Annotated in this window: 26 protein-coding genes; 13 read left to right on the forward strand and 13 right to left on the reverse strand. The window is 63.7% G+C overall.

Going from position 1 to position 26,054, the window contains the following annotated elements:
* Window positions 1-12 precede the first annotated feature (12 nt).
* Together BLU39_RS00230 and BLU39_RS00235 are read right to left on the reverse strand one after the other, a co-directional pair.
* Complete coding sequence (locus BLU39_RS00230) at window positions 13-888, reverse strand: hypothetical protein (RefSeq protein WP_092708038.1); 876 nt, start codon at window positions 886-888, stop codon at window positions 13-15.
* 98 nt (window positions 889-986) lie between these two features.
* A complete protein-coding gene (locus BLU39_RS00235) occupies window positions 987-3,197 on the reverse strand; it encodes a TonB-dependent receptor (protein ID WP_092708041.1) in 2,211 nt (736 codons plus the stop codon).
* Between the two features lie 233 nt (window positions 3,198-3,430).
* Here BLU39_RS00235 and BLU39_RS00240 point away from each other — a divergent pair, with 233 nt between their 5' ends.
* The 3 genes from BLU39_RS00240 (at window position 3,431) to BLU39_RS00250 (ending at window position 6,593) form a co-directional block, all read left to right on the forward strand.
* Window positions 3,431-4,102, forward strand: a complete 672-nt coding sequence (locus BLU39_RS00240) for a hypothetical protein (RefSeq protein WP_092708044.1) — start codon at window positions 3,431-3,433, stop codon at window positions 4,100-4,102.
* A 300-nt stretch (window positions 4,103-4,402) separates the two neighbouring features.
* Window positions 4,403-5,356, forward strand: coding sequence for a 2-hydroxyacid dehydrogenase (locus BLU39_RS00245; protein ID WP_092708047.1), 954 nt, complete (start codon window positions 4,403-4,405; stop codon window positions 5,354-5,356).
* Window positions 5,357-5,402: 46 nt separating this feature from the next.
* The gene (locus BLU39_RS00250; RefSeq protein WP_092708050.1) at window positions 5,403-6,593 is read left to right on the forward strand and encodes a low temperature requirement protein A; all 1,191 of its coding nucleotides are present in this window, start codon (window positions 5,403-5,405) and stop codon (window positions 6,591-6,593) included.
* Between the two features lie 7 nt (window positions 6,594-6,600).
* Here the strand turns inward: BLU39_RS00250 and BLU39_RS00255 are convergent, their stop codons facing one another.
* Window positions 6,601-7,131, reverse strand: a complete 531-nt coding sequence (locus BLU39_RS00255; RefSeq protein ID WP_092708053.1) for a GNAT family N-acetyltransferase — start codon at window positions 7,129-7,131, stop codon at window positions 6,601-6,603.
* Between the two features lie 80 nt (window positions 7,132-7,211).
* Between BLU39_RS00255 and BLU39_RS00260 the strand changes: the two genes are divergently transcribed.
* The gene (locus tag BLU39_RS00260; RefSeq protein WP_092708056.1) at window positions 7,212-7,781 is read left to right on the forward strand and encodes a helix-turn-helix domain-containing protein; all 570 of its coding nucleotides are present in this window, start codon (window positions 7,212-7,214) and stop codon (window positions 7,779-7,781) included.
* Window positions 7,782-7,794: 13 nt separating this feature from the next.
* Here BLU39_RS00260 and BLU39_RS00265 read toward each other — a convergent pair whose 3' ends face one another.
* Window positions 7,795-8,688 (reverse strand): LysR family transcriptional regulator, encoded by an 894-nt coding sequence (locus tag BLU39_RS00265; RefSeq protein ID WP_254788833.1) that lies wholly within the window; start codon window positions 8,686-8,688, stop codon window positions 7,795-7,797.
* Between the two features lie 63 nt (window positions 8,689-8,751).
* On the opposite strand from BLU39_RS00265, the gene BLU39_RS00270 reads away from it, so the two are divergent.
* The 3 genes from BLU39_RS00270 to BLU39_RS00280 all read left to right on the forward strand — a co-directional run bounded on the left by BLU39_RS00270 (window position 8,752) and on the right by BLU39_RS00280 (window position 12,259).
* The gene (locus tag BLU39_RS00270; protein WP_092708062.1) at window positions 8,752-10,248 is read left to right on the forward strand and encodes an MFS transporter; all 1,497 of its coding nucleotides are present in this window, start codon (window positions 8,752-8,754) and stop codon (window positions 10,246-10,248) included.
* A gap of 92 nt (window positions 10,249-10,340) precedes the next feature.
* Window positions 10,341-11,909: an EAL domain-containing protein gene (locus tag BLU39_RS00275; RefSeq protein WP_092708065.1), complete on the forward strand. Its 1,569-nt coding sequence runs from the start codon at window positions 10,341-10,343 to the stop codon at window positions 11,907-11,909.
* Window positions 11,906-12,259, forward strand: a complete 354-nt coding sequence (locus BLU39_RS00280; protein ID WP_139178078.1) for a hypothetical protein — start codon at window positions 11,906-11,908, stop codon at window positions 12,257-12,259. Before BLU39_RS00275 ends, BLU39_RS00280 begins: the two co-directional genes overlap by 4 nt.
* Window positions 12,260-12,262: 3 nt before the next feature.
* On the opposite strand, the gene BLU39_RS00285 is transcribed toward BLU39_RS00280, so the two are convergent.
* The 3 genes from BLU39_RS00285 to BLU39_RS00295 form a co-directional block, all read right to left on the reverse strand.
* Entirely contained in the window at window positions 12,263-13,615 is a 1,353-nt protein-coding gene (locus BLU39_RS00285; protein WP_092708071.1) for a serine hydrolase, read from the reverse strand.
* A 124-nt stretch (window positions 13,616-13,739) separates the two neighbouring features.
* Complete coding sequence (locus tag BLU39_RS00290; RefSeq protein WP_175539168.1) at window positions 13,740-15,113, reverse strand: serine hydrolase; 1,374 nt, start codon at window positions 15,111-15,113, stop codon at window positions 13,740-13,742.
* 17 nt (window positions 15,114-15,130) lie between these two features.
* A complete protein-coding gene (locus BLU39_RS00295) occupies window positions 15,131-16,096 on the reverse strand; it encodes a VirK/YbjX family protein (RefSeq protein ID WP_092708077.1) in 966 nt (321 codons plus the stop codon).
* A gap of 188 nt (window positions 16,097-16,284) precedes the next feature.
* Between BLU39_RS00295 and BLU39_RS00300 the strand changes: the two genes are divergently transcribed.
* From BLU39_RS00300 to BLU39_RS00315, 4 genes are read left to right on the forward strand one after another with little or no spacing between them, the layout of a single operon-like run.
* Window positions 16,285-16,893 carry a hypothetical protein gene (locus BLU39_RS00300; protein ID WP_092708080.1) on the forward strand — a complete coding sequence of 203 codons (609 nt, stop codon included), beginning with the start codon at window positions 16,285-16,287 and terminating at the stop codon, window positions 16,891-16,893.
* A gap of 30 nt (window positions 16,894-16,923) precedes the next feature.
* Window positions 16,924-17,358: a DUF1801 domain-containing protein gene (locus BLU39_RS00305; protein ID WP_092708083.1), complete on the forward strand. Its 435-nt coding sequence runs from the start codon at window positions 16,924-16,926 to the stop codon at window positions 17,356-17,358.
* Entirely contained in the window at window positions 17,355-17,906 is a 552-nt protein-coding gene (locus BLU39_RS00310) for a hypothetical protein (protein ID WP_139178080.1), read from the forward strand. The genes BLU39_RS00305 and BLU39_RS00310 overlap by 4 nt, the downstream gene beginning before the upstream one ends.
* A gap of 21 nt (window positions 17,907-17,927) precedes the next feature.
* Window positions 17,928-18,356, forward strand: coding sequence for a GNAT family N-acetyltransferase (locus BLU39_RS00315; protein ID WP_217635034.1), 429 nt, complete (start codon window positions 17,928-17,930; stop codon window positions 18,354-18,356).
* A 45-nt stretch (window positions 18,357-18,401) separates the two neighbouring features.
* Here the strand turns inward: BLU39_RS00315 and BLU39_RS00320 are convergent, their stop codons facing one another.
* A complete protein-coding gene (locus BLU39_RS00320; protein WP_254788834.1) occupies window positions 18,402-19,424 on the reverse strand; it encodes a DNA-binding protein in 1,023 nt (340 codons plus the stop codon).
* 218 nt (window positions 19,425-19,642) lie between these two features.
* On the opposite strand from BLU39_RS00320, the gene BLU39_RS00325 reads away from it, so the two are divergent.
* Window positions 19,643-20,662 carry a tyrosine-type recombinase/integrase gene (locus BLU39_RS00325; protein WP_092708095.1) on the forward strand — a complete coding sequence of 340 codons (1,020 nt, stop codon included), beginning with the start codon at window positions 19,643-19,645 and terminating at the stop codon, window positions 20,660-20,662.
* Window positions 20,663-20,778: 116 nt separating this feature from the next.
* On the opposite strand, the gene BLU39_RS00330 is transcribed toward BLU39_RS00325, so the two are convergent.
* The 5 genes from BLU39_RS00330 to BLU39_RS00350 form a co-directional block, all read right to left on the reverse strand.
* A complete protein-coding gene (locus BLU39_RS00330; protein WP_092708098.1) occupies window positions 20,779-22,143 on the reverse strand; it encodes a DnaB-like helicase C-terminal domain-containing protein in 1,365 nt (454 codons plus the stop codon).
* A 653-nt stretch (window positions 22,144-22,796) separates the two neighbouring features.
* A complete protein-coding gene (locus tag BLU39_RS00335; protein WP_092708101.1) occupies window positions 22,797-23,222 on the reverse strand; it encodes a GNAT family N-acetyltransferase in 426 nt (141 codons plus the stop codon).
* On the reverse strand, window positions 23,219-23,671 hold the full coding sequence (locus BLU39_RS00340) for a PaaI family thioesterase (protein WP_070301704.1): 453 nt from the start codon (window positions 23,669-23,671) through the stop codon (window positions 23,219-23,221). The genes BLU39_RS00335 and BLU39_RS00340 overlap by 4 nt, the downstream gene beginning before the upstream one ends.
* A 33-nt stretch (window positions 23,672-23,704) precedes the next feature.
* Window positions 23,705-24,196, reverse strand: coding sequence for a MarR family winged helix-turn-helix transcriptional regulator (locus BLU39_RS00345; protein ID WP_217635035.1), 492 nt, complete (start codon window positions 24,194-24,196; stop codon window positions 23,705-23,707).
* A 45-nt stretch (window positions 24,197-24,241) separates the two neighbouring features.
* Window positions 24,242-25,417, reverse strand: coding sequence for a citrate synthase family protein (locus BLU39_RS00350; protein ID WP_092708107.1), 1,176 nt, complete (start codon window positions 25,415-25,417; stop codon window positions 24,242-24,244).
* 91 nt (window positions 25,418-25,508) lie between these two features.
* Between BLU39_RS00350 and BLU39_RS00355 the strand changes: the two genes are divergently transcribed.
* Complete coding sequence (locus tag BLU39_RS00355; protein WP_092708110.1) at window positions 25,509-26,051, forward strand: GNAT family N-acetyltransferase; 543 nt, start codon at window positions 25,509-25,511, stop codon at window positions 26,049-26,051.
* Window positions 26,052-26,054: the final 3 nt, after the last annotated feature.

The following is a 26,054-nucleotide window of genomic DNA, read 5'->3' on the forward strand; positions in this document are numbered from 1 at the left end:
TGCGGGTGGTGTTCAATTTGGCGCGTCGGCGCCGGTCATGACGGCGCTCAAATGACCGAGGGCCGTATCCCATTGCTCCAGCGAAAAGTTCTGCGGATCGTCATGGCCATTCGCAAAGCCCGTATCGAGCACGGCGTGGAAGGCGGGGATCAGCCACGTGCCCTTGCGCACGCTGGCGGCGATGTACAGCAGGGCCAGGCGCGCATATTGGGCCGAGGTGAAGCCGGGATCGGGCGCCAGCCCGTCGTTGCCCTTGCCGCCGCCGGGTACGGAGTTGCGCGGCTGCACCAGTTCCACGTGCAGGAACAGGCCCGTCAGCGAGGGCTTGTCTTTTTCCAGCTTGCTGGCGTAGCCGGCCGTGCCGAAGTCACGCACCTGCAAGGAGTTTCCCTGGCGGTTGACGTAGACATGGCCTTTCGGGCCGCCGCCCAGCGCGGGGTTGCGTAGATTGAAATCGTTGAAATCCCAGCTGGCGTCGTTGATGTGGCCGGGAATGGGCTCCAGCAGGAAATTCGGGTAGCTGGTGTCGTGGATGACGAAATAGCGGGCCATGGGCGCGGCCAGCCGGCCCACGGCGCGCGACAATGGCGCATCGACGGCGCCGCCCACGTCCGCCTCGCTGATCGATTGCTGCGCCAGCCACGCGCGCAGCTTGGCCGGCGCGATGCCCGTGCGCTGGCCGACGTGGGCGGCAAGAAAGTCCGGCAGCGGCGCGCTGTCGCCCAGGCGCGCATACAGTTTCACTGGACGCAGCAAACAGGTGGCTTGCGCCCGCGCATCGCCCTTGAAGCCGCTTTTCCAGGCGGCATACGGGCAGGCCGTTTGCTTTTGGGCGGCGGCCGGCAGGGACAGGCAGAGTAACAGCAGCAGGGCAGGGTATCGTTTCATGCCGCATTGTCGCCGAAGCGCCGCTTGCGGCACAGGCGCGCACGCGAAAAAAAAGCTGCCAGAAGGCAGCTTTCATGAAGGCAGGGGCTGCCGGCTCTTTAAAACGCCACGCTGCCCGACACGACGAAGGTGCGCGGCGCGGCCAGCACCAGGCTGCCGGCGTCGAACGAGGAGACGGCCGAGGCCCAGTAGCTGCGGTCGGCCAGGTTGTCGATGCGCGCGCGCAAGGTCACGTCATGACCGGCTACCTGCGTCAGGTAGCGCGCGCCGATGTCGACGCGGGTCCACGATGGCAGTTGCTTGCGGTTGGCCAGGTCCGCATATTGCGTCGACGTGTAGACGGTACGGGCGTTCAGGCTCAAGCCGGGCGCGCCGGGCACGTCCCATTCGCCGCCCACGCTGAGCTGTGTCTTTGGCGCGCCGATGGCATTGTTGCCATTGTTGGCCGGCTTGTCCGTCTTGCGCTGCTCCGTATCGAGCCAGGTCAGGCCGCCCAGCAGGCGCACGCCCGCCATGGGCGTGCCGAAGATGGACAGTTCCAGGCCTTGGTTGCGCTGTTCGCCCGACAGGGTGGCGCGTGAACCGACCACGGCAGGCAAAGGCTTGGCCGTGAAAAACAGGGCGGCGCTCATGCCCAGCCTGCCGCCGTCATACTTGACTCCGATTTCCTTCTGCTTCGACTTGTAGGGCGAGAAGACTTCGCCTTTGTTGCTCAGTGGCACGTCGTTCTGGCCATCAAAATAGGTGCCGCTGGCAACGGGACCCTTGACCAGCGCCTCGATGTAGTTGGCGTAAAGCGACACGCTCTTGCCGGCCTTGTAGACGATGCCGGCCACGGGCGTCGTGGCGCTCTTGTCGTAGCTGGAATACTGGACGGCCGTGCCGTAGGCATACGCGGCGTCGCGGATCTGCTGGCGCCGCAGGCCCACGGTCAGCAGCAGCCGGTCGTCGAGGAAGGCCATGGTATCGGCCACGGCGTAGCTGCTGAGGATGGTTTTTTGCGTCAGGCGCGGGTCGCTCATCACGCCACCCGAGTTCGCCGCCAGGGTGGACGGCATGGCCACGTCCAGCGGACGGTAGATATTCGTCGGCAAGCCCGCATAGTCGCTGATCGCATACGCATTCTTCGCCTCGTTCCAGTGGCCGGACCAGCTGGCCACCAGCGTGTGCCGGACGGCGCCCGTCGTCAGCTTGCCGCGTATACCCAGTTCGCCCGTGCGGATTTCCTGCTTGCGCGCATTGTCGAAGCGGTACACGCGCGCATCGCCATTAAGCGAGGTCAACGTCGGTTGCGCCAGGCTGTTCGATTCCTTCGTCGAGCGGCTGCCGAAGGCGGCCCAGGCCACCACATCCTTGGCCAGGTCCACTTCGGCGCGCGCCGTACCGAACACGTCGTGCTCCTTCGAATAGCTCCACGGCTGGGCAAAGTTTTTCGAGGCATCGGGCGCGCCCGGCAAGGCCGTCAGGCTGCCCGTGTTGACGGAAGGGCGCGGCGCCGCCAGGTCGAAGTTCTGATAGCCGGCATCGGCCGACAGGCGGTAGCCGCGGCCGCGATAATCGAGGCCGACGGAAAACATGCCCACGTCGTGGTCTTCGCGCTGGATGCCGGTCTCGCCCTGGCGCTTGGCGGCGTTGACGCGCACGCCGAATTCCTGGTGTTCGCCAAAGCGGCGCGCCACGTCGATGGCCGCGTAGGCGTGGCCACCCGATTCCACGCCCACCGTCAATTCCGTCAACGGCGTGTTGCCGGCGCGCTTGGGCATCAAGTTGATGGCGCCGCCGATGCCGCTGCCGCCCGGCGCCGCGCCGTTCAGGAAGGCGCTGGCGCCACGGAATACTTCCACGCGCTCGAGCAATTCCGGCGACACATATTGACGCGGCAGCACGCCATACAGGCCGTTATACGCCACGTCATCCGAATCGAGGGCGAAGCCGCGGATTACATACACTTCCTGGAAATTGCCATAGCCGCGCGACATGCGCACGGCCGCATCGCTTTGCAGCAAGTCGCCCACGCTGCGTGCCTGCTGGTCGGCAATGAATTGCTGCGTATAACTGGTGCTGCCGAATGGCGAATCCATCATGTCCACGGACCCGAGGATACCCATGCGCCCGCCTCGCGCCACCTGTCCGCCCGCATACGCCCTCGACAAGCCTCCCGCCGACGCATCGGCCGAGGCATTGACGACGACGGTCGGCATGGTTTGCGCGCCGCTGTCCGTGGGTGAGTTCTGGGCATGGGCGGCGGCGCTGGCCAGCAGGAAGGCGGCCAGGGCGAACGGGGTAGGGACGAGGTGGAAGGAGCGCATGGTGTTATCTGGATATTAATGAGAATGATTATCATTATATTCCAGCGTGGCGCCATGCGTGGGAAAGTGTGAGAAAGCGGTCCAAAAGTCGTCATTTGTACAACACGGCGCAAGTGAGGGTGGCGGAATCTGGCGCAAAAAGGCGCGCCAGACGGTACCTTGTGGATTTATTAATGCCTACGGTCAAGTTTCGCTAAAATAAACCACCGCGCCCGGCGCCCACAGGAAACCGCATGCCATTGTTCCGCCATTTACAGTCCGCTTCCACGCGCATGCGGCGCTGCCTGAGCCTGAAAGGCGCGGCCGTCGCGCTGATATTGTCCATGCACGCGCTGGGCCTGTATTTCCTGCTGCTGCCGGCGCGGCAGCTCAAGCAATACACGGAAGTGGCCTTCATGACCTTGTTGCCGCCCCGGCCAGCGCCGCAGGCGCCACCGGTGGCCTTGCCCGTGCCCATGCAGGTTCCCGTGCCGCGCGCGCGGGCTACCTTGCCGCCCGTCATCCTTGCGCCTCCGGCCGTGGCGGCGGAAGCCATCACGGCTCCCGCCGAGGATTCCCCTGCCTCATCCGCCACGACGCCACCTGCGGACGACTTGCGCATGCGGGCCCGGCTGGCCGCGGGCGCCGCCGACAAGGCCCTGCGCGGCGAGCTCAAACAAGACAAGCCGTGGCTGGCCACGGCCGAACTCAAGAGTGACAGCACCTTCCAGAAGCTGGTCGCCTCCGCCTGGCGCGGTGGCCCCGTCATCCGCGCGGAGGAATACCTGACGGCCGATGGCCGTCCCGTCACGCGCATCGTCAGCGCCGGCGGCGCCACGTGCTTTGGCCTCGACGCCAACCCGGGCGCGGGCGCCGACCCGTTCAAGACGGGCGGCAAGGTCAAAAGAGTGCCTTGCCCTGGTTGAGGCGATCTGACAATCTTCTTGGCGTCGCCTGTCGGCTTACGCCCGTTGGGCCAAGCCGACCTACGTTTCAGATGTGTAGGTCAGATTAGCGCAGCGTAATCTGACAGGCTGCGTGGCGGCGCTTGTCGGCTTACGCCCTGCGGGCTAAGCCGACCTACGCATGATGCAAGCGTGATCCATGCCAGGCAAAGACCGCGCGGTGGGCAGGGTTTTAGGGGCGGTAATAGGGCAGTCACCCCCGACGTGGCATCAAATATGCTAAGTTGCGTCTGCAAATCTTGCCGACACCAACAGACGCCCATGCCACCCGACCTCCTTATCCTCGCCCGCAGCCCTTCGGCCGCCGTCAACGCCCAGCTGGAACAGCACTACACCTGTCATCACGCCTGGCAAGTGCCGGCGGACGAACGCCACGCCTGGCTGGCCGAGCGTGCGCCGGCCATCCGCGCCGTCGTCACGACGGGTGCGCTGGGCTTGAACGCCGCCGACATGGGCTTGCTGCCGAATCTGGAAATCATCGCCGTCAATGGCGTGGGTCTCGATGGCGTGGCGCTTGACGTGGCGTGCGAGCGGGGCATCGCCGTCACCACCACGCCGAACGTGCTGACCGACGACGTGGCCGACGTGGCGCTGGCCTTGCTGCTGGCCAGCGCGCGGCACATCGTGTCGCTCGACCGTTTCGTGCGCGACGGCGGCTGGGAGCGCCGCGAAGCCATCGCCCCCGCATCTAGCCTGCGCGGCAAGACGGCCGGCATCTTCGGTTTCGGCCAGATCGGCCAGGCCATCGCGCTGCGCCTGGCCGCTTTCGGCATCCACGTCCGCTACTTCCAGCCGCGCGCCATTGCCGGCACCGACGTGCCGCGCGCGGAATCGCTGCTGGCCCTGGCGCAGGAAAGCGATTACCTGATCATCTGCGCGCCCGGCACGCCGGCCACGCGCAAGATCGTCGACCGCACCGTTCTGGATGCGCTCGGTCCGCAAGGCACCCTGATCAATATCGCCCGTGGCGCACTGATCGACGAAGACGCGCTGATCGCCGCCTTGCAGGATGGCCACCTGGGCGCTGCCGGCCTCGACGTGTTTGCCGACGAACCGCGCGTACCAAACGCCTTGCGCGCCTTGCCGAACGTGGTGCTGACACCGCACGTGGGCAGCCTGACCGTGGAAACGCGCCATGCGATGGGGCAACTGGTCGTCGATAACCTGGCCGCGCACTTCGCCGGCTTGCCCTTGCTGACACAAGTAACGCTATAACGTCCACGATCCACCGTTTTAATCAAGCATGAATGAAAGAGTAGCTATGGAATCAAGAAAATCGCTGTTGCGCACGCGCGGCGGGCTGGACAGCGGCAAGGTGGGCATGATCGAGCTGTTCTTCGATCTCGTGTTCGTGTTTGCCGTCACGCAGCTGTCGCACGGCTTGCTGGCCCACCTGAGCGCCATGGGCTGGCTGCAGACGGGCCTGCTGCTGATGGCCGTCTGGTGGGTGTGGATTTTTACCTCATGGATCACCAACTGGCTCGACCCCGAACGCATTCCCGTGCGCATCAGCCTGTTCGCGCTGATGCTGGGCGGCCTGATCATGTCGGCCTCGATTCCCGAAGCGTTCGGCACGCGTGGCCTGGCCTTTGCCGGCGCCTACGTCGCCATGCAGGTGGGGCGGCCCCTGTTCGCCTGGTGGGCCGTGCGCCATGAAGCGCTGTCGCGCCGCCGCAATTTCCAGCGCATCGCCCTGTGGGCCGTGTTGTCCGGCATCTTCTGGATCGCCGGCGGCATCGCGTCGCCCGAGCAGCGCATCTTCTGGTGGGTGCTGGCACTGGCGATCGACCTGGCCGGTCCCTGGATGCAGTTCGGCCTGCCTGGCCTGGGCCGCTCGACGACGGCCGACTGGGACGTCGACGGCAGCCACATGGCCGAGCGCTGCGGCCTGTTCGTCATCATCGCCCTCGGTGAATCCCTGCTGGTGACGGGCGCCACGTTCGCGGGCCTGGAATGGACGGCCGGCAACTGGCTGGGCTTCCTGTCGGCCCTGGTCGGCAGCATCGCCATGTGGTGGATTTATTTCGACACGGGCGCCGAGGCGGGCCACCACCGCATCGCCCACTCGAAAGACCCGGGCCGCATCGCCCGCAAGGCCTACACGTATATCCACGTGCTGATCGTGGGCGGCGTGATCGTTTCCGCCGTGGCCGATGAACTGGCCCTCGTGCATCCGGACGAAGCGAGCTTCGCCGGCATCAGCGCCTTGCTGGGCGGCCCGATCCTGTATCTGCTGGGCAATGCGCTATTCAAATGGGTCAGCAGCGAGCGCGCCGCGCCGCCGCTGTCGCATCTGCTGGGCATTCTGATTATCCTGGCCCTGATCCCGATGGCGTATGGCCGCCTGTATTCGCCCTTGACCCTGGCCTGCATCACCAGCTGCGTGCTGGTACTGGTGGCCGTGTGGGAACATATGGCGCTGCGCCGTCCGCCGCCCGAGATCGATCCCTGATGCTTGCTTAGCCGGGCGGCGCGATGCCGTCCGGATCGCTGCGCGCATCAAGCTGCAGTTGCAGGAAAGCCAGGTCCAGCCAGGCGCCGAACTTGGTGCCCACCTGGCGCATCAATCCCACTTCCTCGAAGCCCAGCTGCTTGTGCAGGGCGATCGAGCCGGCATTGCCCGCTTCGATACCCGCCACCATCACGTGCTTGCCCAGGCCGCGCGCCCGCGCTATCAGTTCCACCATCAAGGCCTTGCCGACGCCGGCGCCCCGGCGATCGGCGCGCACGTACACGGAATGCTCGACCGTGTGGCGAAAACCCTCGAACGGGCGCCAGTCGCCGAACGAGGCGTAGCCAGCGACATTTCCTTCCGCATCGATGGCGACGAGCACCGGATAGCCGGCCCGCTGGCGGTCGGCCAGCCAGGCGGCGCGGTTGGCCGCATCGACCGTCCGTTCATTCCAGATGGCCAGGGTATTGCTGACGGCATCGTTGTAGATGGCCGTGATGGCCTCGATGTCGCCCGCATGGGCATCGCGTATCTGCATGTTGCTCTCCTCGTCAAGCGTCTACTATAATGGACAAATCATAGATTGCCGTCCACCGCTTGTCCAATAAAATAACATAAATGTCCACTAAACCAGACGAATTGAACCAGCGCATCGGCGCCAGGGTGCGCCTCGAGCGGGAAAACCTGGGCTGGTCGCTGACGGAGCTGGCGGCCCGCTCGGGCGTGTCGCGCGCGATGGTGCACAAGGTGGAGCGGGGCGACTGCAGCCCCACGGCCACCTTGCTGGCGCGGCTGTCGGGCGCCTTCGAGCTGAGCATGTCCGAGCTGATCGCCCGCGCCGAGATGCGCGCGGGGCGTTTGCTGCGCAAGGCGGAACAACCGGTGTGGACCGACCCGCAGAGCGGCTATCTGCGGCGGCACGTGTCGCCCGCGTCCGACATGCCGCTCGACCTCGTGCATATTACCTTGCCGCCGGGCGCCGTGGTGGCCATGCCGGCCGCCGCCTATGTGTCGCGGAGACAACTCATCTGGTCGCTCAGCGGCAGCCTCGTGTTCATCGAAGGGGAGACCCGCCACGTGCTGGACGAGGGCGACTGCCTGGAGCTGGGGCCGCCGGCCGACTGCGTGTTCCGCAATGAAACGGCCACCGCCTGCACCTACGCCGTGGCCGTATTGAAGAATAGTTGAGCTTAAACCAGCGTTACAGCGCGACTGCGCGCAGCTGGGCAATGAAGGCGCGCGCGGCGGGCGCCTGTTCGTGGCGGCGGAAGGCCACGGCGATTTCCGAGCTGATCTGCGGCCCTGCCAGCTCGCGGAACACCACGCCCGGCAATTGCACGCTGGCCATCACGGAATGGGGGACGATGGCGCAGCCGACGCCCAGCGACACTTCCGTCAGCACGGCCACCAGGCTGCCCGGGCGCGACACCACCTGGGCAGCAAAACCGCCGCGCCGGCTCACTTCCAACGTTCCCAATTCCTGTTCCGGCACGATGAACGCCTGCTGCGCCAGCGCGGCCGGCGCCGCCACGTCAGACAAGGCCAGCGAGCTGTCGGCCTGCACGGCCAGCACGAAGCGGTCGCGCAGCAAGACCACGCTGTCCAGTCCGTCCGGCAAGCGCAGGGGCGGGCGCACGAACGCCAGGTCGACCCGGCCCTGGTCCAGCAAGCCGGGCAGGGTATCCATTGCATACTCGCGCGCGCCGATGTGGATGCCGGGATGGCTGGCGCGAAAGCGGGCAAACTGGCCCTGCAGCACGCCGGAATACGCGGCCGACGCCACATAGCCGATTTCCAGCCGCCCCAGTTCGCCCCGTCCGGCGCGGCGCGCCACTTCCTGCGCCTGCGCCAGCTGCCCCAGCGCCCGCGCCGCTTCCAGCACGAACAGTTCGCCGGCGGCCGTCAGGGATACGGCGCGCTTGCTGCGCTGGAACAAGCGCGTACCCAGCAGCAGCTCCGTTTCCTGCACCTGCTTGGTCAGCGCGGGCGGCGAAATGCCCAGTTCCGCGGCCGCCCGCGCGAAGTGCAGGCTGTGCGCGACGGCCAGCACGCAGCGGAAATGCCGCAGTTCCATCTCTTTATCTGTATTCACCATGAGTAAATTATAAGGCGGCTGTCTTATAACAGGAAATAATACTAAGCTGCTTACAATCGGGGCATGAAAAATACCAACTGGACTTTATATACGTGCTCGGGCGTGTGCGCGCTGATCATGCTCGACACCAACGTCGTGGCCGTTTCCTTGCCCTCGATCGCCCGCTCGCTCAACGCCAGCTTCGTCGACGTGGAATGGGTGGTCAGCGCCTACATGCTGGCGTTCGCCTCGTTTTTGCTGCCCGCCGGCAGCATCGCCGACCGCCTGGGACGGCGCAGGGTCATGCTGTTCGGCCTGGCCGTGTTCGCGCTGGCGTCCCTGCTGTGCGGCCTGGCGTGGACGCCGTTCGTGCTCAACGTGGCGCGCGCCATCAAGGGACTCGGTGCGGCGCTGCTGCTGACCTCCGCCCTGGCCGTCATCGGCCACACCTTCCATGCGGAAAAAGAGAGGGCGCGCGCCTGGTCCGTGTGGGGCGCGGCCATGGGCGTGGCCATGACGGTGGCGCCCCTCTTGGGCGGCCTCGTCACGAGCACCATCAACTGGCGCTGGATTTTCTACCTGAACCTGCCCGTCGTCGCCATCCTGATGTGGCTGGTAGGCAAGCACGTGGATGAATCGAAGGACGCGTCCAACGCCAGCTTCGACCCGCTCGGTGCGGCATTATTTTCCGCCGGCCTGTTCGCCATCATCTGGGGCTTGATCGACGCCAGCGTGGCGGGCTGGTCCAGCCGTGCCACCGTGCTGCGCTTTGTCGCGGGCGCGGCGCTGCTGGCCGTGTTCGTGCTGGTGGAACGGCGCCAGCGCGCACCGATGGTCGATTTGTCCCTGTTTGGCCGGCGCGTGTTCGTCGGCGCCGTGCTGGGCATGTTCGGCTACGCCATCGCCGCGCAAGTGATGATGACCTTTTTACCGCTGTATCTGCAGAACGGCTTCGGTTTTTCCGCCGTGCTGGCCGGCTGCGCCATGCTGCCGTTTGCCGTCGCCATGGTCGTGCTGTCGCGACTGGCGCCGCGCGCCATGCGCCATCTGGATGACCGCGGCATGTTAGTCACGGGTTTGCTGATCGTTGCCGTCGGCAACGTTGCCACGGCACTGGCCGCCGCCAGCCTGCAGTATGGCTGGGTGGCGGCGGGCATGGTCGTCACGGGCGCGGGCGCCGGATTGCTTAACGGCACGACGCAAAAAGCCATCCTTGCCTGCATCCCGCGCGAGCGCACGGGCATGGGCTCGGGCATCAGCACGACGACGCGCTTTGTCGGCATCGTGCTGGCCGTGGGCGCACTGGGCGCCGTGCTGGCCATGCGCACGGCCGCCTCGTTCGACAAGCTGGCGTGGCTGCACGGCTTGAAGGCCTCACCTGAAATGATAGGGCGCATCGTCGCCGGCAACGCGGCCGAGGCCTTCGGCCAGCTGCCGCCCGCGATGCAGGCCGTGGCGCAGGAAGCGGCGCGCCACGCCTTCATCGACGGTTTTGCCAGCGTGCTCTACCTGGCTGGCGCACTGGCGGCCGTCGTGGCGGCGCTCGTGTTCGTGCTGGCGCGGCCGCTGGAAAAGATGTAACTGTTCAGCAATATCCGCGTGCGCGGCCTGCACTTGTAATATGATGCCATCGAGCAATACATAGCAATCATATAACTACCGCAGGTAATCCTATGCGCAGAAAACGCATTATCGTCACGAGTGTGCTGGTGGCAGTCATCGGCGTGGCCGCCCCCCTGAGCCTGGCCTTCTATCTGTCGTCCGTGCGCGCCGAGCAGGGCGAGCAGGAACGCCTGCGCCTGCTGGCCGGCTACGCGCTCGAGCGCGCCCACCGTTCCATCGCCTCGGCCAGCATGGCCTTGCGCAGCGCCGATGCGTTGGACCTGGCGCCGTGTTCGGAAGCGCACGTCCAGCAACTGCGCCGCATCACCATCACCACGCGCAGCATCGACGATATCGGCTATGTGGAAAACGGCTTGCTCAAATGCACGTCCACGGGACTAGAGGAAGAACGCATCGCCGTCACGCCCGCCGACTTCACGCTGGACAATGGCATGGGCCTCGATTTCAACCTGCGCCCCGTCGTCAGCGGCGGCAAGCGCATGGTGGGCTTGTCCTACCGCGCCTATAAGGTGCTGATCGATCCCGTGCGCTTTTCCGACGTCATCGTCGACAACGATATCCAGATGGCCGTGGCCATCGGCAAGGGCGGCGTGCTCGACACCTTGCATCATCCGGACCCGGCCCTGGTCAAGACCCTGCTTGCTGGCAAAGGAGCGATGGGTAACTTTGCCCACGAGGACAGCATCCATGCGATCCTGTACCGCGATGGCTTGACGGCCGTCATGATCGAGCCGCGCAGCAAGCTCGGCGAGAGGCTGCGCCGCGAACAGCTGCTGCTCTTGCCGCTGGGCCTGCTGATGGCCGCCTTCATCGTCGGCATCGTCGTGTGGCTGTCGCGCCGCCGGCTGTCGCTGCGCGGCGAACTGGAAACGGCGGTCGAGCGGCGCGAATTCTTTGTCCACTATCAGCCCATCATCGCGCTCGACACGGGCGTGTGCGTGGGCGCCGAAGCGCTGATACGCTGGCGCCGCCCCGACGGCAGCATGATACGGCCCGACCTGTTCATCCCCGTGGCCGAGGAGGCCGAACTGATACTGCCCATCACGGACCAGGTGATCGCTTGCGTGATCGCCGACATGCGCGCCGCGCTGCTGGCCGACCGCGATCTGCACATCGCCATCAACCTGTGCGCCAGCGATATCGAAACGGGCCGGGTGCTCGACGTGCTGGAACGCGCGCTGGCCGGCACGGGCATCGAGGCGCAGCAGATCTGGCTGGAAGCGACGGAGCGGGGCTTCATCAACGTGGAAGCGGCCCGCGCCACCATTGAAAAGGCCAGGGCGCGGGGCCACGCGGTCGCCATCGACGACTTCGGCACCGGTTATTCCAGCCTGTCCAGCCTGCAAAACCTGCCGCTCGACGCCTTGAAAATCGACAAATCCTTCGTCGACACCATCGGCACGGACGCGGCCACCAGCAGCGTCACGCCGCACATCATCGCCATGGCCCGCACCTTGAACATGCTGATCGTCGCCGAAGGCATCGAAACGCAGCAGCAAGCCGATTATCTGCTGGAACGCAAGGTGGAGTTCGGCCAGGGCTGGCTGTTTGCGAAAGCGCTGCCGGCCGCGGAATTCCTCACCTTTTACCGGGCGCGCCGCGCGCCGTCGTCCACATGAAACAGCCACGCTTTCCCTATCCCTTGCAGCCGCTGCGCGTTCCCGGCGGCTGGCACATCACCGTCAACACCCTGTTCGAAGTCGACCCGGGCCCCGATACGATGGAGTGGTTCAGCAGCGCATTGCTGCTGTGGGGCAGCTGCCGCGACAACGGTTACTGCTTCAACTCGCACTTCGAGCCGGAAGACGATCCGCAGGGAGAATTCGTGCTGGAAATGGGGCGAGTGGAATATGACCGCCACGGCAAGATTGTCCAGGGCAGCGACGCTTTCCTCGGTGAATTTCGCACGCGCAGCAAGGCGGAGTTTGTCGCGCGGGTCGAGCAATTCATGCAAGACCCGGCAGCCTGATTTTTACGGCTTGCGGGGCAAGACGATGTCCTGTCCGCCTTGCTTGAGCACGGCGCCGGCGATCTTGCCCGCCGCATCGCGTGTAAACGCCAGTTCCGCCTCGATGGCGCGGAAGAAAAACTGGTCCTTGGCGCTGGCAAACAAGGGGGCGGACCCGACGCCCGTGCCGGCCGCCTCCAGGCCCTGCTTGCCCAAGGTCACCGTCAACGCGAATTCCGCGCCCAGCGGATACACGCCCACGTACTCGGCCAGCGCGACGCGCGGCAGCGCGATGGCGGCCTGCGGCTTTTTCAGCGGAGGCAAGGGCGTGCCGGGCAACAAGGCGGACAAACCCAGCGCATCGACCTCGCGCACCGTGTTGGTCAGCACTATCACGCCCCGCTTGCCGTCCGTCGTGAACGCCGCATAGCTGGCGTAGCCGCCCGTCTGGCCGTTGTGCCAGGCGTAGCTGTGTCCCTGTTGCTGTTCCAGCAGCCAGGCCAGACCGATTTTCGAGCCGCTGTCGGGCGCCAGCGGACGTTGCGGCTCGATCGCCAGCGCATACGGGCGCAGCGGTTTATACATGTGGGCTTGCAGATAGGCGATCATGTCGCGCGCGCTCGAATACACGCCGCCGGCCGGCGCCACCACGTTCATATTCCATGCCGGCGCCGGTTCGCCCGACAGCTGATGGCCGGGCGCCAGGCGCGCCAGCATGCCGTGCGTGGGCTTGTTCGAGGTGGAACGCATGCCCAGCGGCACGGCGATGCGCTTTTGCAGCAGCGCCTCAAAGCTGGTACCGGCCTGTGCCGCCAGGGCCGTGCCCAGCACGGCGTAGCCGATATTGGAGTATTCAAGTTTCGTGCCCGGCGCGTACGGCAGATGATAGGCGGCGAGAAACTGCCGTTGTTTGGCTTCCGTGTAGTCGGCATACGGATTGGCCGGGTCCTTGGGCGCGAAGTTGTCGGGCAGGCGCGGCAGCGAGGAGTAGTGCGTAGCCAGGTCGAGCAGGCTGATCGTCTTGCCCTCGAACGCAGGCACCGTATAGCCAGGCAATAATGCCGCCACGGGTTCCTCGAGTTTGACCTTGTTTTCGGCGACGGCGTCGGCCAGCAGCAAGCCCGTCATGGTCTTGGTGACGGAACCGATCTGGTAGACGGTATCGGCGCCCGGCCTGATGTTCTTGCCGGCGTGTATGCTGCCAAAGGCGTACACGGCGCTGTCCTTGCCGTCGATGATGGCGATGACGATGCTCGCGTGCATGCCCGTGCGCGTGAGTTCCTCGGCGCGCTGGCGCACGGCGTCGTCCAGCACGGGTGCGGCCAGGGCTGCGCCGCCGACGAGGCAAAGAGGGAGGAGGGTAAAAGTGGGTGTCATGGGAACCTTGTCCAGGGTGGGCCGTATGCGTGCCAGCGCCTGGATGAGGTGTCTGGCATGCCTGGTCAAGGATACGGCGCCAACATGAAGGTCATCTGAATTTCATGTCACTTTTGCCAGTATGCTAAGGTTTGCGTTTTCCCGGCAGGGCTTGGCCGTTCTGGTGCAGGACGAGGCCCGTGATGGCGCCTTGCGCATCGCGCTGGAATACCAGCTGCGCCTCGACCACCTTGTAAAAGAAGCTGTCCTTCGCGCTGGCGTACACGGGTACTTCGGGCTGGCCCGTGGCGCCCACCAGCAAGCCATCGGGACCCTGGCGCACGCTGAGGATAAACGTGGGCGCCAGCGCATACTGGCCCGCATATTGCGCCAGTTCGGCCGGCGCGATGGCTATTTCCTTGGGCGCCGGGGCGTTCGGCGGCGACAGGCTGCCGGGCAGCAGCACGCCTACGCCCAGGCCGTCGACGTCGCGCGCCGTGCTGCTCAGCACCACCACGCCCCGCTTGCCGTCCAGGGTGTAGCCGGCGAAGCTGGCATAGCCGCCCGTCTGCCCGTTATGCCAGGCGAAGGGCCGGCCCTTGACCTGGTCGAGCATCCACGCCAGGCCGATCTTTTTCACGCCATCGCCGTCGCCTTCGCCGGCCAGCACCCGCTGCGGCCGCACGGCCAGTTGGTGCGCGGGACTGGTCGCCCGCATGTACGACTGCATGTAGGCAATCATGTCGCGCGCGCTCGAACGCACGGCGCCGGCTCCCGCGATGGCCTGGAAATCCCAGTTCGCGGCCGGCTTGCCATCGGCCAGGTGGCCAGGCGCCAGTCGCGCGCGCAGGGCGGGCGTGCCTGCCGTGAAAGTCGAGACCATGCCCAGCGGACGGAAAATGCGGGCTTGCAGCAGTTCCTCGTAAGACATGTTTGCCTGCGTGGCCAATGCGGTGCCCAGCAAGCCATACGCGAGGTTCGAGTATTCATACGCGGCGCCGGGCGCGCGCGTCAAGGTATGGCCGGCCAAAAAGCTGCGCAGCTGCGCCTCGCCAAAGCCGGCGTAGGGATTGGCCATGTCCGCCGGCGCCAGGTTGGCGGGCAGGCGGGGCAAGCCGGAAAATTGCGTGGCAAGCTGGCCCAGGGTGATTGGCTGGCCCGCGAGCGCGGGGATGGCGTAGCCGGGCAGCAGCTCGGCCACCGGCTGCTCCAGCCTGGCCTTGCCCGCCACGACGGCGTCCGCCAGCAGCAGGCCCGTCATGGTTTTCGTCACGGAGCCGATTTCATATACGGTGTCGGCATCGGGCACGCCCGCATCGCCTGGTCGCGCGCGGCCGAAGCCGTACACGGCGCTGTCCTTGCCATCGATCACGGCGATGACCAGGCTGGCATGCTTGCCGTCACGCACCAATGTTTCCGCGCGCTCCCGCATGGCGGCATCGAGCGTGGGGGCGGCCAGCGCGGCGGCGCCGGACAGCGACAAGATGGGCAACAGCAGGGTACGCAGGCGTGGGGGCATCGTGTTTCCGTCGTCAGTTATTGATGGGAATGCAGCATAACATCTTCGCTGGAAAGATGGCTGTTTTGGCAAGATGCCATCGCCAGCAACGCCGTCAGTTGCGCGCGCATGCCGTTGCTCATACATTGCAGCAATTCGCCGCGCCGGCGCGCATCGGCGCGTTTCTTGGACGGTACGTCGGCCAGGTCCGGTAGCCGATAGGGCGCGCAGGGCAAGTGATAATTGCCATCGCGCATGCGCAGGGCGTGCAATTCCTGCCACGCCTGGTCGTAATCGGCGGCGATATGGCGGCGGCGCCGCGCATTCAGGGCGATGCGGTTGTCATTGCTGATCAAGAACAGGTTATTACAGGCAAAAAAATCGCCGAAATCGCGCAAGGCCGTCACCATCAGGTTCTTCGGGCGGCAACCGTGCAGCGCCCGCGTGGCTTCCTTGACGGCCAGCTTGCCCGCTTCCGAGCGCAAGCCTTGCAGCGCGCCCAGCTGCAGCGAGACGCCATCGGCGCGCGGCACGAACAAAAAACTGGCCAGGTACAAGGGCTGGCCGTCGCGCGTCAGGCGCAGACACAGTTCGCCTTCGCGGTAGCTGTCGTGGATGGCCGTCAGTTGCAAGCGGTACAGGGCCGCGTCCTTGCCTTCGAAGGCGGCCAGCACGACGGGCCCACGCGCCGCCCGCTCGACCAGCGCGCGCGCGCCAGCCTGCCACAGGAAACGGTAATGTCCTTCCAGCAATGCCCGGCGATCCGCGCAACCGAGCTGGCGCGAGGCGTATGGACGGTAAATCTTGAAGCGCAGGCACGGGTGCAGCTGCGCCAGCGAGTGCAAGCCCGGCATGCTGCCCAGGAAAGCGTGCCAGCGCGTGCGCTGGCGGGGAAAGAAGAGGGCGCCCAGCGCCGCTTTCAGGCGGTGGCCACTGGCAGGAAGCGGTGTCACTGCGGGCGGCACGGCGGCGCCGTGGCGCAGGGTTAACGCGATGTCATTCATGATTCAGCCGGAAAAGGGCAGGCGCTGCACAATGAGAGCCTTGCCAACATGAATGCTACGTGGGCCAGGTGAAGTTCATATTAAGAAGCTATCCCATGGGTATTTAGAGGATGGCAACTAAACATTTGCCTTCTGGCAATATAGACGGTTATGCTCGCCGCTCCTTGACTCGATGACTGACGCCTTTCATGAACCACCGCCATTTGCTTACCATCCCCGTATTGCTCGCGACACTGGGCGCCCACGCGCAAGACCGCACGGCCGATCCTTTGGCGCCCTTGGCGCAATGCATCAACCGCAGCCAGTTCCAGTTCAAGACGCAGGACCGGCTGCCGGCCGGTGCGACCACGCGCGTCGTCAAGATGGCGGCGGGGGATAGGCAGATATCGACGGCCGATGGCTATCGGCTGATGCTGTTTCGCAAGAGCAGCTTGCCTTTCGTGAATTTGAAGATCGAACGCAGCGCCGAAGGCCAGTTCGCCGCCGACCGCGACACCATCGTGGCGCAGATGCGGGAAATGGCCGCCAGGGGCAAGCTGCCGCAGCAACTGCCGCTGGAAACGGACGCGCGCGATGGCGTGGAAGTGCTAGGATTGAATAACGCCAGTATCGCGCAAGCGCAAGGCATCATCAGTTTGTATACACTGTTGCACGCCGCCAGCGGCACGGTCGCCACCGCCTACATACTGAACCAGCCGGCCGATCCGCGCGACTTTGCGACGGATGCGCAATACCAGGCGCTGCGCGCACAATTGATTGCCTCGCTTGCCAGCTGCATGGCCGATCCTGCGCAGTAAGGCAAGCGGGCAGGGAAGGAAATGTCAGCCATGAAAAAAACAGTACCGGGCACGGCGCCCGATCATGACGCCGAAAACGCCGAGCCCGCCGCCAGCCAGATCGACGCGAAAATCGCCTCGCTGGCGGACTGGCGCGGCAAAACCCTGGCCGCCGTGCGGGCGCTGATCCGCCAGGCGGACCCGGACGTGGTCGAGGAAGTCAAATGGCGCGGCGTGCCCGTCTGGTCGCACGCGGGCATGATCTGCACGGGCGAAACCTACAAATTGGCCGTGAAACTCACCTTCGCCAAGGGCGCCGCCTTGCCCGATCCGGCCGGCCTGTTCAATGCCAGCCTGGACGGCAACACGCGCCGGGCCATCGATATCCACGAAGGCGCGCATCTCGATGCCGCGGCGTTCAAGGCCCTGATACGCGCCGCCGTGGCGCTCAATACGGCCCCGAAACCAAAGCGAACGAACTCTTGAGACATTATCTGTACCTCTGGCACGACCCGGCCCAGCGCATGCTGGTCGCTTCCGGCATCGAATTCAAGGATTTTATTACTGCCCTCGGCCAGGCTGACGGCATCGTGCTGCGCAAGGGCAGTGCCGGGACAATCAAAAAACCTGCCGCCTTCCAGACCTTGGCGCGGCAACATTTGCCAGCCCTGGCGTTCGAAGACATGCATGCGTCGGGCAGCCACGCCTGGGCCGATTGGCAAGGCGCGCCGCCGGCTTCCAGCGATGCGGCCGTGGCCGCGATGCTCGATCACCGTGCCGCATTGGCACCGCTGCCTGCCTTGCGGGGCCGCTTTCTCGCCTTTGCCCACGACGACGGCTGGTATTTGAAACTGTTTTACGGGCACTGGAACGACGTGGCGGATTTGTTTGCCGGCGCCATCCCGCCAGCCTTGGGTGCGCTCGACATGGGTTTGCTGGAGCAGGGAGGCGATGGCTACTGGCTGCGGGACGGAGTGGTCCAGGTGGAACTGAAAACCCATGATGTCGACAGCGTGCTGAATCGCCGCCTGTAAGGAATGGATAGCGCGCCAGCCATGTGCCTGATTCGTCCTTTCTCCAGCGCGGACACGCAGTCCTGCACCGCCATCCTGGCCCTGGCCGGACGAGACGCCTTCGGCCCTGTTGCCGGCAGTGCCGCTTTCACGGCGGCGACGCAGGGCGAAGCCGTCCTCGTTGCCGAGCGCGGCGGCATCGTCACCGGTTTTGCCGCCGTGTACACGGGCGATGCCCCCGATTACTTCCTGCACCACTTGTACGTGCACCCGGCGCACAGCGGGCAGGGCATCGGCGCGCAACTGCTGGCGGCCGTCGTTGCGTGCTACGGTCCCCATCTGAGCCTGAAAACGCAGCTGGCCAATACGGGCGCGCGGCGCTTCTATGCGCGCGCGGGCTGGGTCGAAGATGCGGCGGACTGCGGCGTGGACGCCATCGGCGCGTGGATACGGGTGCGCTACCGGCAATAAAACGTCAGATTCAGCGAGGCGCGCAAGGCAGCCATATAGACAGGTTCAAACATCGCGCTTCTCCTTGCTATCCGAAAGCAGGGCCAGGCGCGCCGCCATGCCGGCATTCTCGCGCAGCAAGCCGTCACGCTCCTGCGCCAATGCCTCCATTTTCTGCTGCGATAATTGCCCGCTTTCGGCCAGCATGTCGAGCTGGCGGTCTTGCGCGGCCAGCGCCACCTTGGCGTCGTTCAGCGCCAGCAGGGCCGTGTCCAGCTTGGCCAGCAGGGCGTCGGCCGACGCGGCTGCCTGCAGATATTGAAATTCGAACTGGTCGCGCTCGGGACGCGCGGTGGCCAGCGCCTCGCGGTCGGCGGCCGCTTCCGCTGTCAGCCGCGTTTGTTCCGCCTGCAGTTGTGCCAGGCGCATGTCTTGCTGCACCAGGGTCGCTTGCTGGCCTTGCAGACGCTGCTGCAGCTGCGCGTTCTCCTGTTCCAGCCGGCTGATCCGCTGCTGCGCCTGGGTCCGTTCTTCGCTGCGCTGGGTGGCGGCCGCTTCCTGATAATGGTCGAACTGCGAGCGCACCTGCGCCAGCTGGCGGTTCAGGGCCGCGATTTCCTCGCCCCGGTCGGCCAGGCGCTGCGTCAGGCCCGCGTTATCGCTGTGCAGGGTAGCCAGGGTGACGGCGCGAAAATGGTGCTCTTCCTTCAATTGCGCCAGCGCGTGCTGGGTAGCGCGCAATTCCTGGGTGAGGGCGGCGCGCGCCTCCGTCAGTTTCAACCGTTCCGTTTCCGTCTTCTTCAGCTTTTCCAGCGCCGCGTCGCGTTCGGCGCGATTTTGCTGCATGCCCGTTTCCAGCTGCTGCGCCACGTCGCGCTGCTGCTTTTCATAGACCCCGCGCATCGCTTCCATCAGTTCGGCCGGCAAGCCCGCTTCCGTTTTCACGGCGCCCGCGCCCTGGAACTCCTCCTTCCAGCGCTTGAGCAGGGGGGCGATGGTGCTCTTGCTGCCCGTGCTGCCCAGCGCTTCGCGCACGCTGTCGACCGTGGGATTGCGCCCATCGGCGGCGACGATTTGGGCTGCTTTCATAACATCAGAGTACAAAATGCCGGTGCGGGCCATAAAATCACCTATGAACGAAATTTAGTAACGTATTACATAATACGTAATATAGAATAATATTACGATATAAATTTGATGAGTTTTTGAAAAATATAACTCGCGATAAGATTGCTTATCGCGTGTTATGGGGGTGTTTGGCATGGTATTCTGCGTGTCTCCCAGTACAAAACCGCGATTTCGCCGCCATGCCCGATTTGTCCCTTACCAAACGCCGTGCCGCCGCGCCCAAAGGCACCACCGCCGCCCCCGCGCCATTACACGGCGCCCTGGTCGATGCCGAGCTGGCCGCGCGCCACCAGGCGTTTCTCGCCGCCGCTACCTCGGACAACACGCGCCGCACCTACCGCTCCGCCATCCGCCACTTCCAGGCATGGGGCGGGGCGCTGCCCGCAGACGAGTCCACCGTCATCCGCTACCTGATGGCGTATGCGGACAGCCTGAACGCCCGCACCCTGGCCCTGCGCCTGACGGCCCTGTCGCAATGGCATGTGTACCAGGGCTTTGCCGACCCGGCATCCACGCCCACCGTGCGCAAGACCCTGGCCGGCATCGCCCGCCTGCACGGCAAGCCAAAGAAGAAGGCCAAGGCCCTGCCTCTGGAAGACCTGGAGTTGATCGTCGCCAAACTGGCCGCGCTGGGCACGAACAAGGCCTTGCGCGACAGCGCCTTGCTGCAGCTGGGATTTTTTGGCGGCTTCCGCCGTAGCGAACTGGCGGGATTGATGGTGGATGACGTGAGCTGGGAGCCGCAGGGCATGGTGATCACCTTGCCCCGCTCGAAAACGGATCAGCTGGGGGAGGGCATCGTCAAGGCGATCCCGTTCGGCGACGGCGTCTGCTGCCCGGCCACGGCCTTGCGCACCTGGCTGGCCGCGGCGCACATCCGCACGGGCCCGCTCTTGCGCACGGTGAATCAGTGGGGACACGTGGGCGCGAAGGGTCTGCACGCGAGCAGCATCAACACCATCCTGGAAGCTTGCGCCAAGCTGGCGGCGCTCGATTACGTGCCGGAACTATCGAGCCACAGCCTGCGCCGCGGCATGGCTACCAGCGCGCACCGCGCGGGCGCCGATTTCCAGGCCATCAAACGCCAGGGCGGCTGGCGCCACGACGGTACCGTGCATGGCTATATAGAAGAGGCGGGCCGCTTTGAGGAAAATGCGGCGGGGAGTTTGTTGAAGGGGAAGAGGAAGGCAGCGGGGTGAAGGTAGCCAACAGCACCTTGCTGGCATGGCCGCTACAGCATTGATAGCCTAATGCTCGCGCCATGGTTTTGCATGCCCACGTTTGCCAAATGTAGGCATACAGCCTAGACAATGAATTAAGGCTTTACTATATCGGCGGTTCTTCTTGAAGCTATATCAATGTAATTTTCAAACGTTCCATACTTAGTTAGATACGATAGCCTTACTGTGCCGATCGGCCCTCGTTTGTTTTTTGCAAGAATTAACTCAGCAGTGCCTATATCAGGTGAATCAGGATGATAATGAGAGTCCATGTAGAGGAAAGCAACATTATCTGCTTCATCCGCCAAGTCAGTCGGTTTCTTTAAGTCGGCAAGGATTGGGCGTTTATTTGGCCGACTTTCGATAGTGATTGGTAAATTCACGGTGACCAAAATGGTTGTACCAAGCTCACGCGCCAAAGATTTTAGCAAACGTCCGATATTTGAAGAATAATTATAAAATTCCACATAATCAAGAGAGTCCACGACCACCAACGCCAATTTACCGAGTGCCACTTTTTGATTAATACATTTCGATCTCAAATCTTCAAAATTCAATGTGGGGCTATCGTCAATTAGCAAAGGTCTTTCCATGAAGTCGGCAATCGCAGCAGTAAGTCGTGGCCAATCGTCATCCCTGATATGACCCGCACCCATATGAAAATACTCGATGTGAGCGCGTGCCGCCAAGATTCGACCGGAGATATCCGAAGCCTTGGATTTCAAACTAAAAACTAATACTGGCAAATCTTGGCACACCAGTTCTGCGGCTATTTGAAGAGTCAAACTAGTTTTCCCCATCGATGGCCGCGACGCTATGACAACTAGATCTTCGGTGCCAAGACCACTCATGAGCCTATCCAAATCGATCAATCCAGTAGGAAGTCCACGCGTGTGCGGAAATTCCTCCTTGCTGTAGATAGCATCGATTCGCTCAACTTCCTCGATCATAGCTTCCCTTATTGTCTTCATCTGAACTGGATCAGGAACTCGTTCCTTTTGTTCGCGGATTTCCTCCAATACCTTGCGAAGACCAATTACAACGTTTTGCCAGGCTAGATCCACGTTGTCCCATTCGGAAACAGAGACGGCATCTTTAGGTAATCCCTGTAATCCAGCGAAGGGGGCTTCGTTGAAGACAGTAGGCATTATGAAAATTGGGACTACTCGTGCTCTACCTGACTCATGCAATGACATTGCCATACTCAGTTCTTTTTCTGTGCAGTAATCCGATGCAATGAAGCTACTGCTAATGAGCAACAAAATCAGGTCAGCAGCCAGTAAATTTTCATCTATCTCATTTTTCCATTCGCGCCCGGGTACTATTTTTCGATCATGCCAGTCTTGGATCAATCCGGTACGACGAAGAAGAACCAAGTGTTCTTCAAGTTGTTCGCGAAATGTTTCATCCTTATGGGAATAACTGTAAAAGACTCGAATTTTGGAATTTGTAGTATTCATATACACGCAATGTGATGTTGAGATGACGTTGCAAGCTTAGAGCAGTGTTCTGCCAAAAGTGTAATTTTTTCATGATGTACTCTGATAGAAGCTGAGCATACTGGACTTTGCGCAATACCAAGAATCCCGTAGCTCAGAATTCTCTGGTCTGATAACTCAGGAAATGATGCATAGAATTGCTCAAAGACATTGAATAGTTTGTCGAACTTGTTTTTGAGTGGGCTTGGTTTCGCTCATCTATTTCCCTACACATGACAAAATACTACGAGAAATCGATTAATCTTTTCTGGCTGATTCGGGCCGAATTAGCGACGTAACTCTAGCACGACTTCGTTAGCTCGAAACGCAACTAGCCAGTGTTTAAGACCGTTTGCATCACTGCATGCCAACTGGCAACCCGGCGGTGATGAGTAAATTTCAATGGTGGTTGCGACATCACTGACAGCGGGACGTCGAAGATTGAATGCATCAGCCAACGCAGTCGGTTATACGTTGAATATCATGCTACTTACCACATGGGATTGCATAAAATTCACTCCCCCCAATCGTTGAGCTACTGTCCTTGCTCGATAGCGCCCAGCCGGAATAGCTCAGTGTATGGTGACGTTGTTCCTTTGGCAAACAAGGGAAATCAAGAGGCTTCGAGGAGTGCTCTAGGACAGCTGCCTGATGAAATGAATGCGCTCCCTGGCCTGATCGCCAAAGTGCTCCACCAGCCGGATCTGGTATCCATTGCGGATCAACAAACGCAGCATGGCGGGATAGCGGTTCATCGATTTCACCGTGACGGCCGCAAAACCGTGTGCGCTGGCCCAGGCTTCCTGGACTTCCAGCAGGCGCTGCGCCAGGCCCGACTTGCGGTGCGCGGGCAGTACGCCGCCGAGCCAGCTATACAAAGAGCCATCCTCGGCGGCATACCCCAGCTTGAAGCCGACGGACTGGCCGTCCGCTTCCGCGATCGGGATCAGGGCGCCGGCGAGCAGCCGCTCCTGCAACTGCGCCAGGCTGCGCCGCTGGTCGAATTCGGGAATTGCCTGCAGCACGTGCCAGGCTTCAGCGAGTGTGCCGGGCCGTATCATGCGGCCGCTTGTTCCCGGGGGCGGATGATCATGCAGGTGGCCGTCGCGTGGGCGTACACTTTACCGGCTTCGTCGCGGATCGTGCCTTCGGAAATGACCAGGTTGCGTCCCGCATTGATGACTTTGCCTTCCGCGTAGACCGTCACGTTGAAGGGCAGGGGGCGGCACATCTTGATGTTCAGGTCCGTCGTGCCATAGCTTTCGCCGGCCGGCAAGACCGTGTGCGTGGCGCAGCCCGTGACCGTGTCGAGCACGGTGGCCGCGAAGCCGCCATGCACGCCGCCCATGGGATTGGTGTGCGTTTCATTTGCCGTCGCCGTGAAGATGACGCGGCCATGCTCCACGGTTTGTGCATCCATGGGCATGGTCTTGGAAATGCCGGGCCGTGGGAACAGGCCTTGCGCGAACGCTTGCATCAGTTGCAAGCCGGTCATGTCTTTCGGGTGCATGGATAACTCCTGTGGTGGTGATGTGGGGATGGGTCAGACGTCCTGCGCAAAACGCAGGCGCGAGGCGTGCAGCAGGAAGCGGGCGACGACGGCCAGTTCTTCCTCGCTGAAACCTTGCTTCAGTTGTTCGTTCAGGCTGTCGAGCAGGGGCAGGGCGGCGGCCAGCACCTCGCCGCCCCTGGGCGACATGTGCAGGGTGCCGGCGCGCGCATCGAGCGCAGACTGGCCGCGCACGATCAGGCCGTTTTCTTCCATGCGCGCCACCAGGCCCGTGACGGCCGAGTTCTTCAGTTGCAGCGCCCGCCCCAAGTCCTTGAGCTGGCAGCCTTCCTCGCCCTTCAGGGCAAACAGGGCGACCACTTGCGTGCCTGAAAATCCCAGTTCGCTGGTGAAGACGGCGTCTGCCGAACGAAACAGATTCTGGCGCGCCAGGTTGAGCAGATTGAACAGGCGCGGCGAACGCTCGCCCATCGGGCAGGCTGCGGCATCGGAGACGTCTGAAGTAGGGGAGGTATTGGTACGCATGCGAAGTATACTACTACGTATGCGTAATAAATCAAGCGAATATTGTCAGTCGCGCTGGTGGCGTCCGATGTAGCGGGCGCGGGGGCGTATCAGGGCCGCGCTGGCGACTTGCTCGTTGGCATGCGCGATCCAGCCAGCCGAACGGGCCAGCGCAAACACGCTCAATGCTGCGCCCTCGGGCCAGCCGAACGCCAGCTCCATGGCGGCCAGCGCCAGATCCGCATTCGGACGCGCATCGAGCAGTTCGCCCGCCGTGGCGCAGACCGACAGGATGATGGCCACTTGGGGATGCGCGTGCGACAGCGCCGACAGACGGTCCAGCAGATACGCGGCACGCGGGTCGCCTCGCGGATACAGCGGGTGGCCAAAGCCGGCGAATTCCGGCGCGATGGTCATGTAAAAGGCGCCGATGGCATCCCTGGCGTCCGGCGCGGCCAGCGCCTGCGTCAACATGCACCTGGCCGCCGCGCTGCCGCCGCCGTGTCTGTCGCCGGACAAGGCAGCCAGCCCGGCGCCCAGCGCGGCTGGCAGGCTGGCGCCCGTGGAGGCGACGCAGCGCACGGCAAAGGTCGACGCATTCAATTCATGGTCGGCCAGCAGCACGAGGGCGGCGCGCAGCAATTCAGTCTGGTCCGTGTCGGCCTGCCACGCCTGGGCCAGCTGCCAGTGCAGCGGCAAGGCGGACGGTGCCGTCTGGAGCAAGGCGGCGGCCAGGATGCGCATCAAGGCGGGGCCGGACTGCAGCACGTCAGCAGGCGCAGGCAGGGACGACAGCATGGCCATGGCCAGCATGGCGCGCGCCAGCGGCGGCGCATCGGGCGCGCTGGCCAGTTCCTGCGGCAGGGCAGGAACATCTTGCTGGAAATAGTCGCGCGCGTTATCGTCCCACAGCAGGTCGGCGGCCGTCTCCAGAGTCGCGGACACGGCCAGCGCCGCCGCGTCGCAGCCCCGGTACAGCAGCCGGCCATCGAGAATGTGGGAAATTTGCGTTTCCAGCACGGGCAAGCCCCAGTGCATGGCGGCCACGGCCGTCTGGCCGCCCCGCTTGGCGTCATTCTTGCGCGCCGCCAGGCGCAGCACGTCTTCCTGCGGATAGCGCTTGCGGCGCGATTCTCCGTTACTGACGGACGCCAGCAAGCCCCGGCTCACGTAGGAATACAGGGTGGGCAGGCTGACGCCCAGCAGGCGCGCCGCCTCAAGGGCGGATAAGTCGTTTTTCATGGCGGCGATTGTATCTGTATATTGATTCGTGGAATCAAGATTGACGGGCCGCGTGGCGCTTCACTAGACTCATGCCTTTGCAGGAGTCTCCATGAGTACACACACGATTCGCACCTTGCGCCCGGACGACGCCGCGCCCTTGCTGGCTTTCGAGCAAGCTAACCGGGCCTGGTTCGAGCGCCATATCGACCGGCGCCCGGACGATTTTTACAGCGTTGACGGCATCCAGGCGCACGTCGCGCAATTCCTGGACGAGCACGCCCAGGGACGCATGCACCCCTGCGTCATCGTGGACGAGCGCGGCGAGCTGATCGGCCGCGCCAATCTCAAGGATATCGACGGGCAGGCCGGAACGGCCGAAGTCGGCTACCGCATCGGCGAGCAGCAAGCGGGCAAGGGCCTGGCCACGTCCGCGCTGCGCCACCTGATCGCCCTGGCGCAAGAAGAATGGCGGTTAGCCAGCCTGTGCGCCTACGCCATCGACGGCAATGCGGCGTCGATCCGCGTGCTGGAACGCTGCGGTTTCGTGCAGGGAGTGGCCGTGCCCGATATTGCAGTGGTGGAAGGCAACGTTGTCGATGGCCATGCCTATGCGCTGGATTTACGGGCGGCTGGGGTAGAATCTGTCCTGTAATAA

The sequence above is a fragment of the Janthinobacterium sp. OK676 genome, assembly GCF_900103595.1.
In the GTDB taxonomy this organism is placed as follows: Bacteria; Pseudomonadota; Gammaproteobacteria; order Burkholderiales; family Burkholderiaceae_D; genus Janthinobacterium.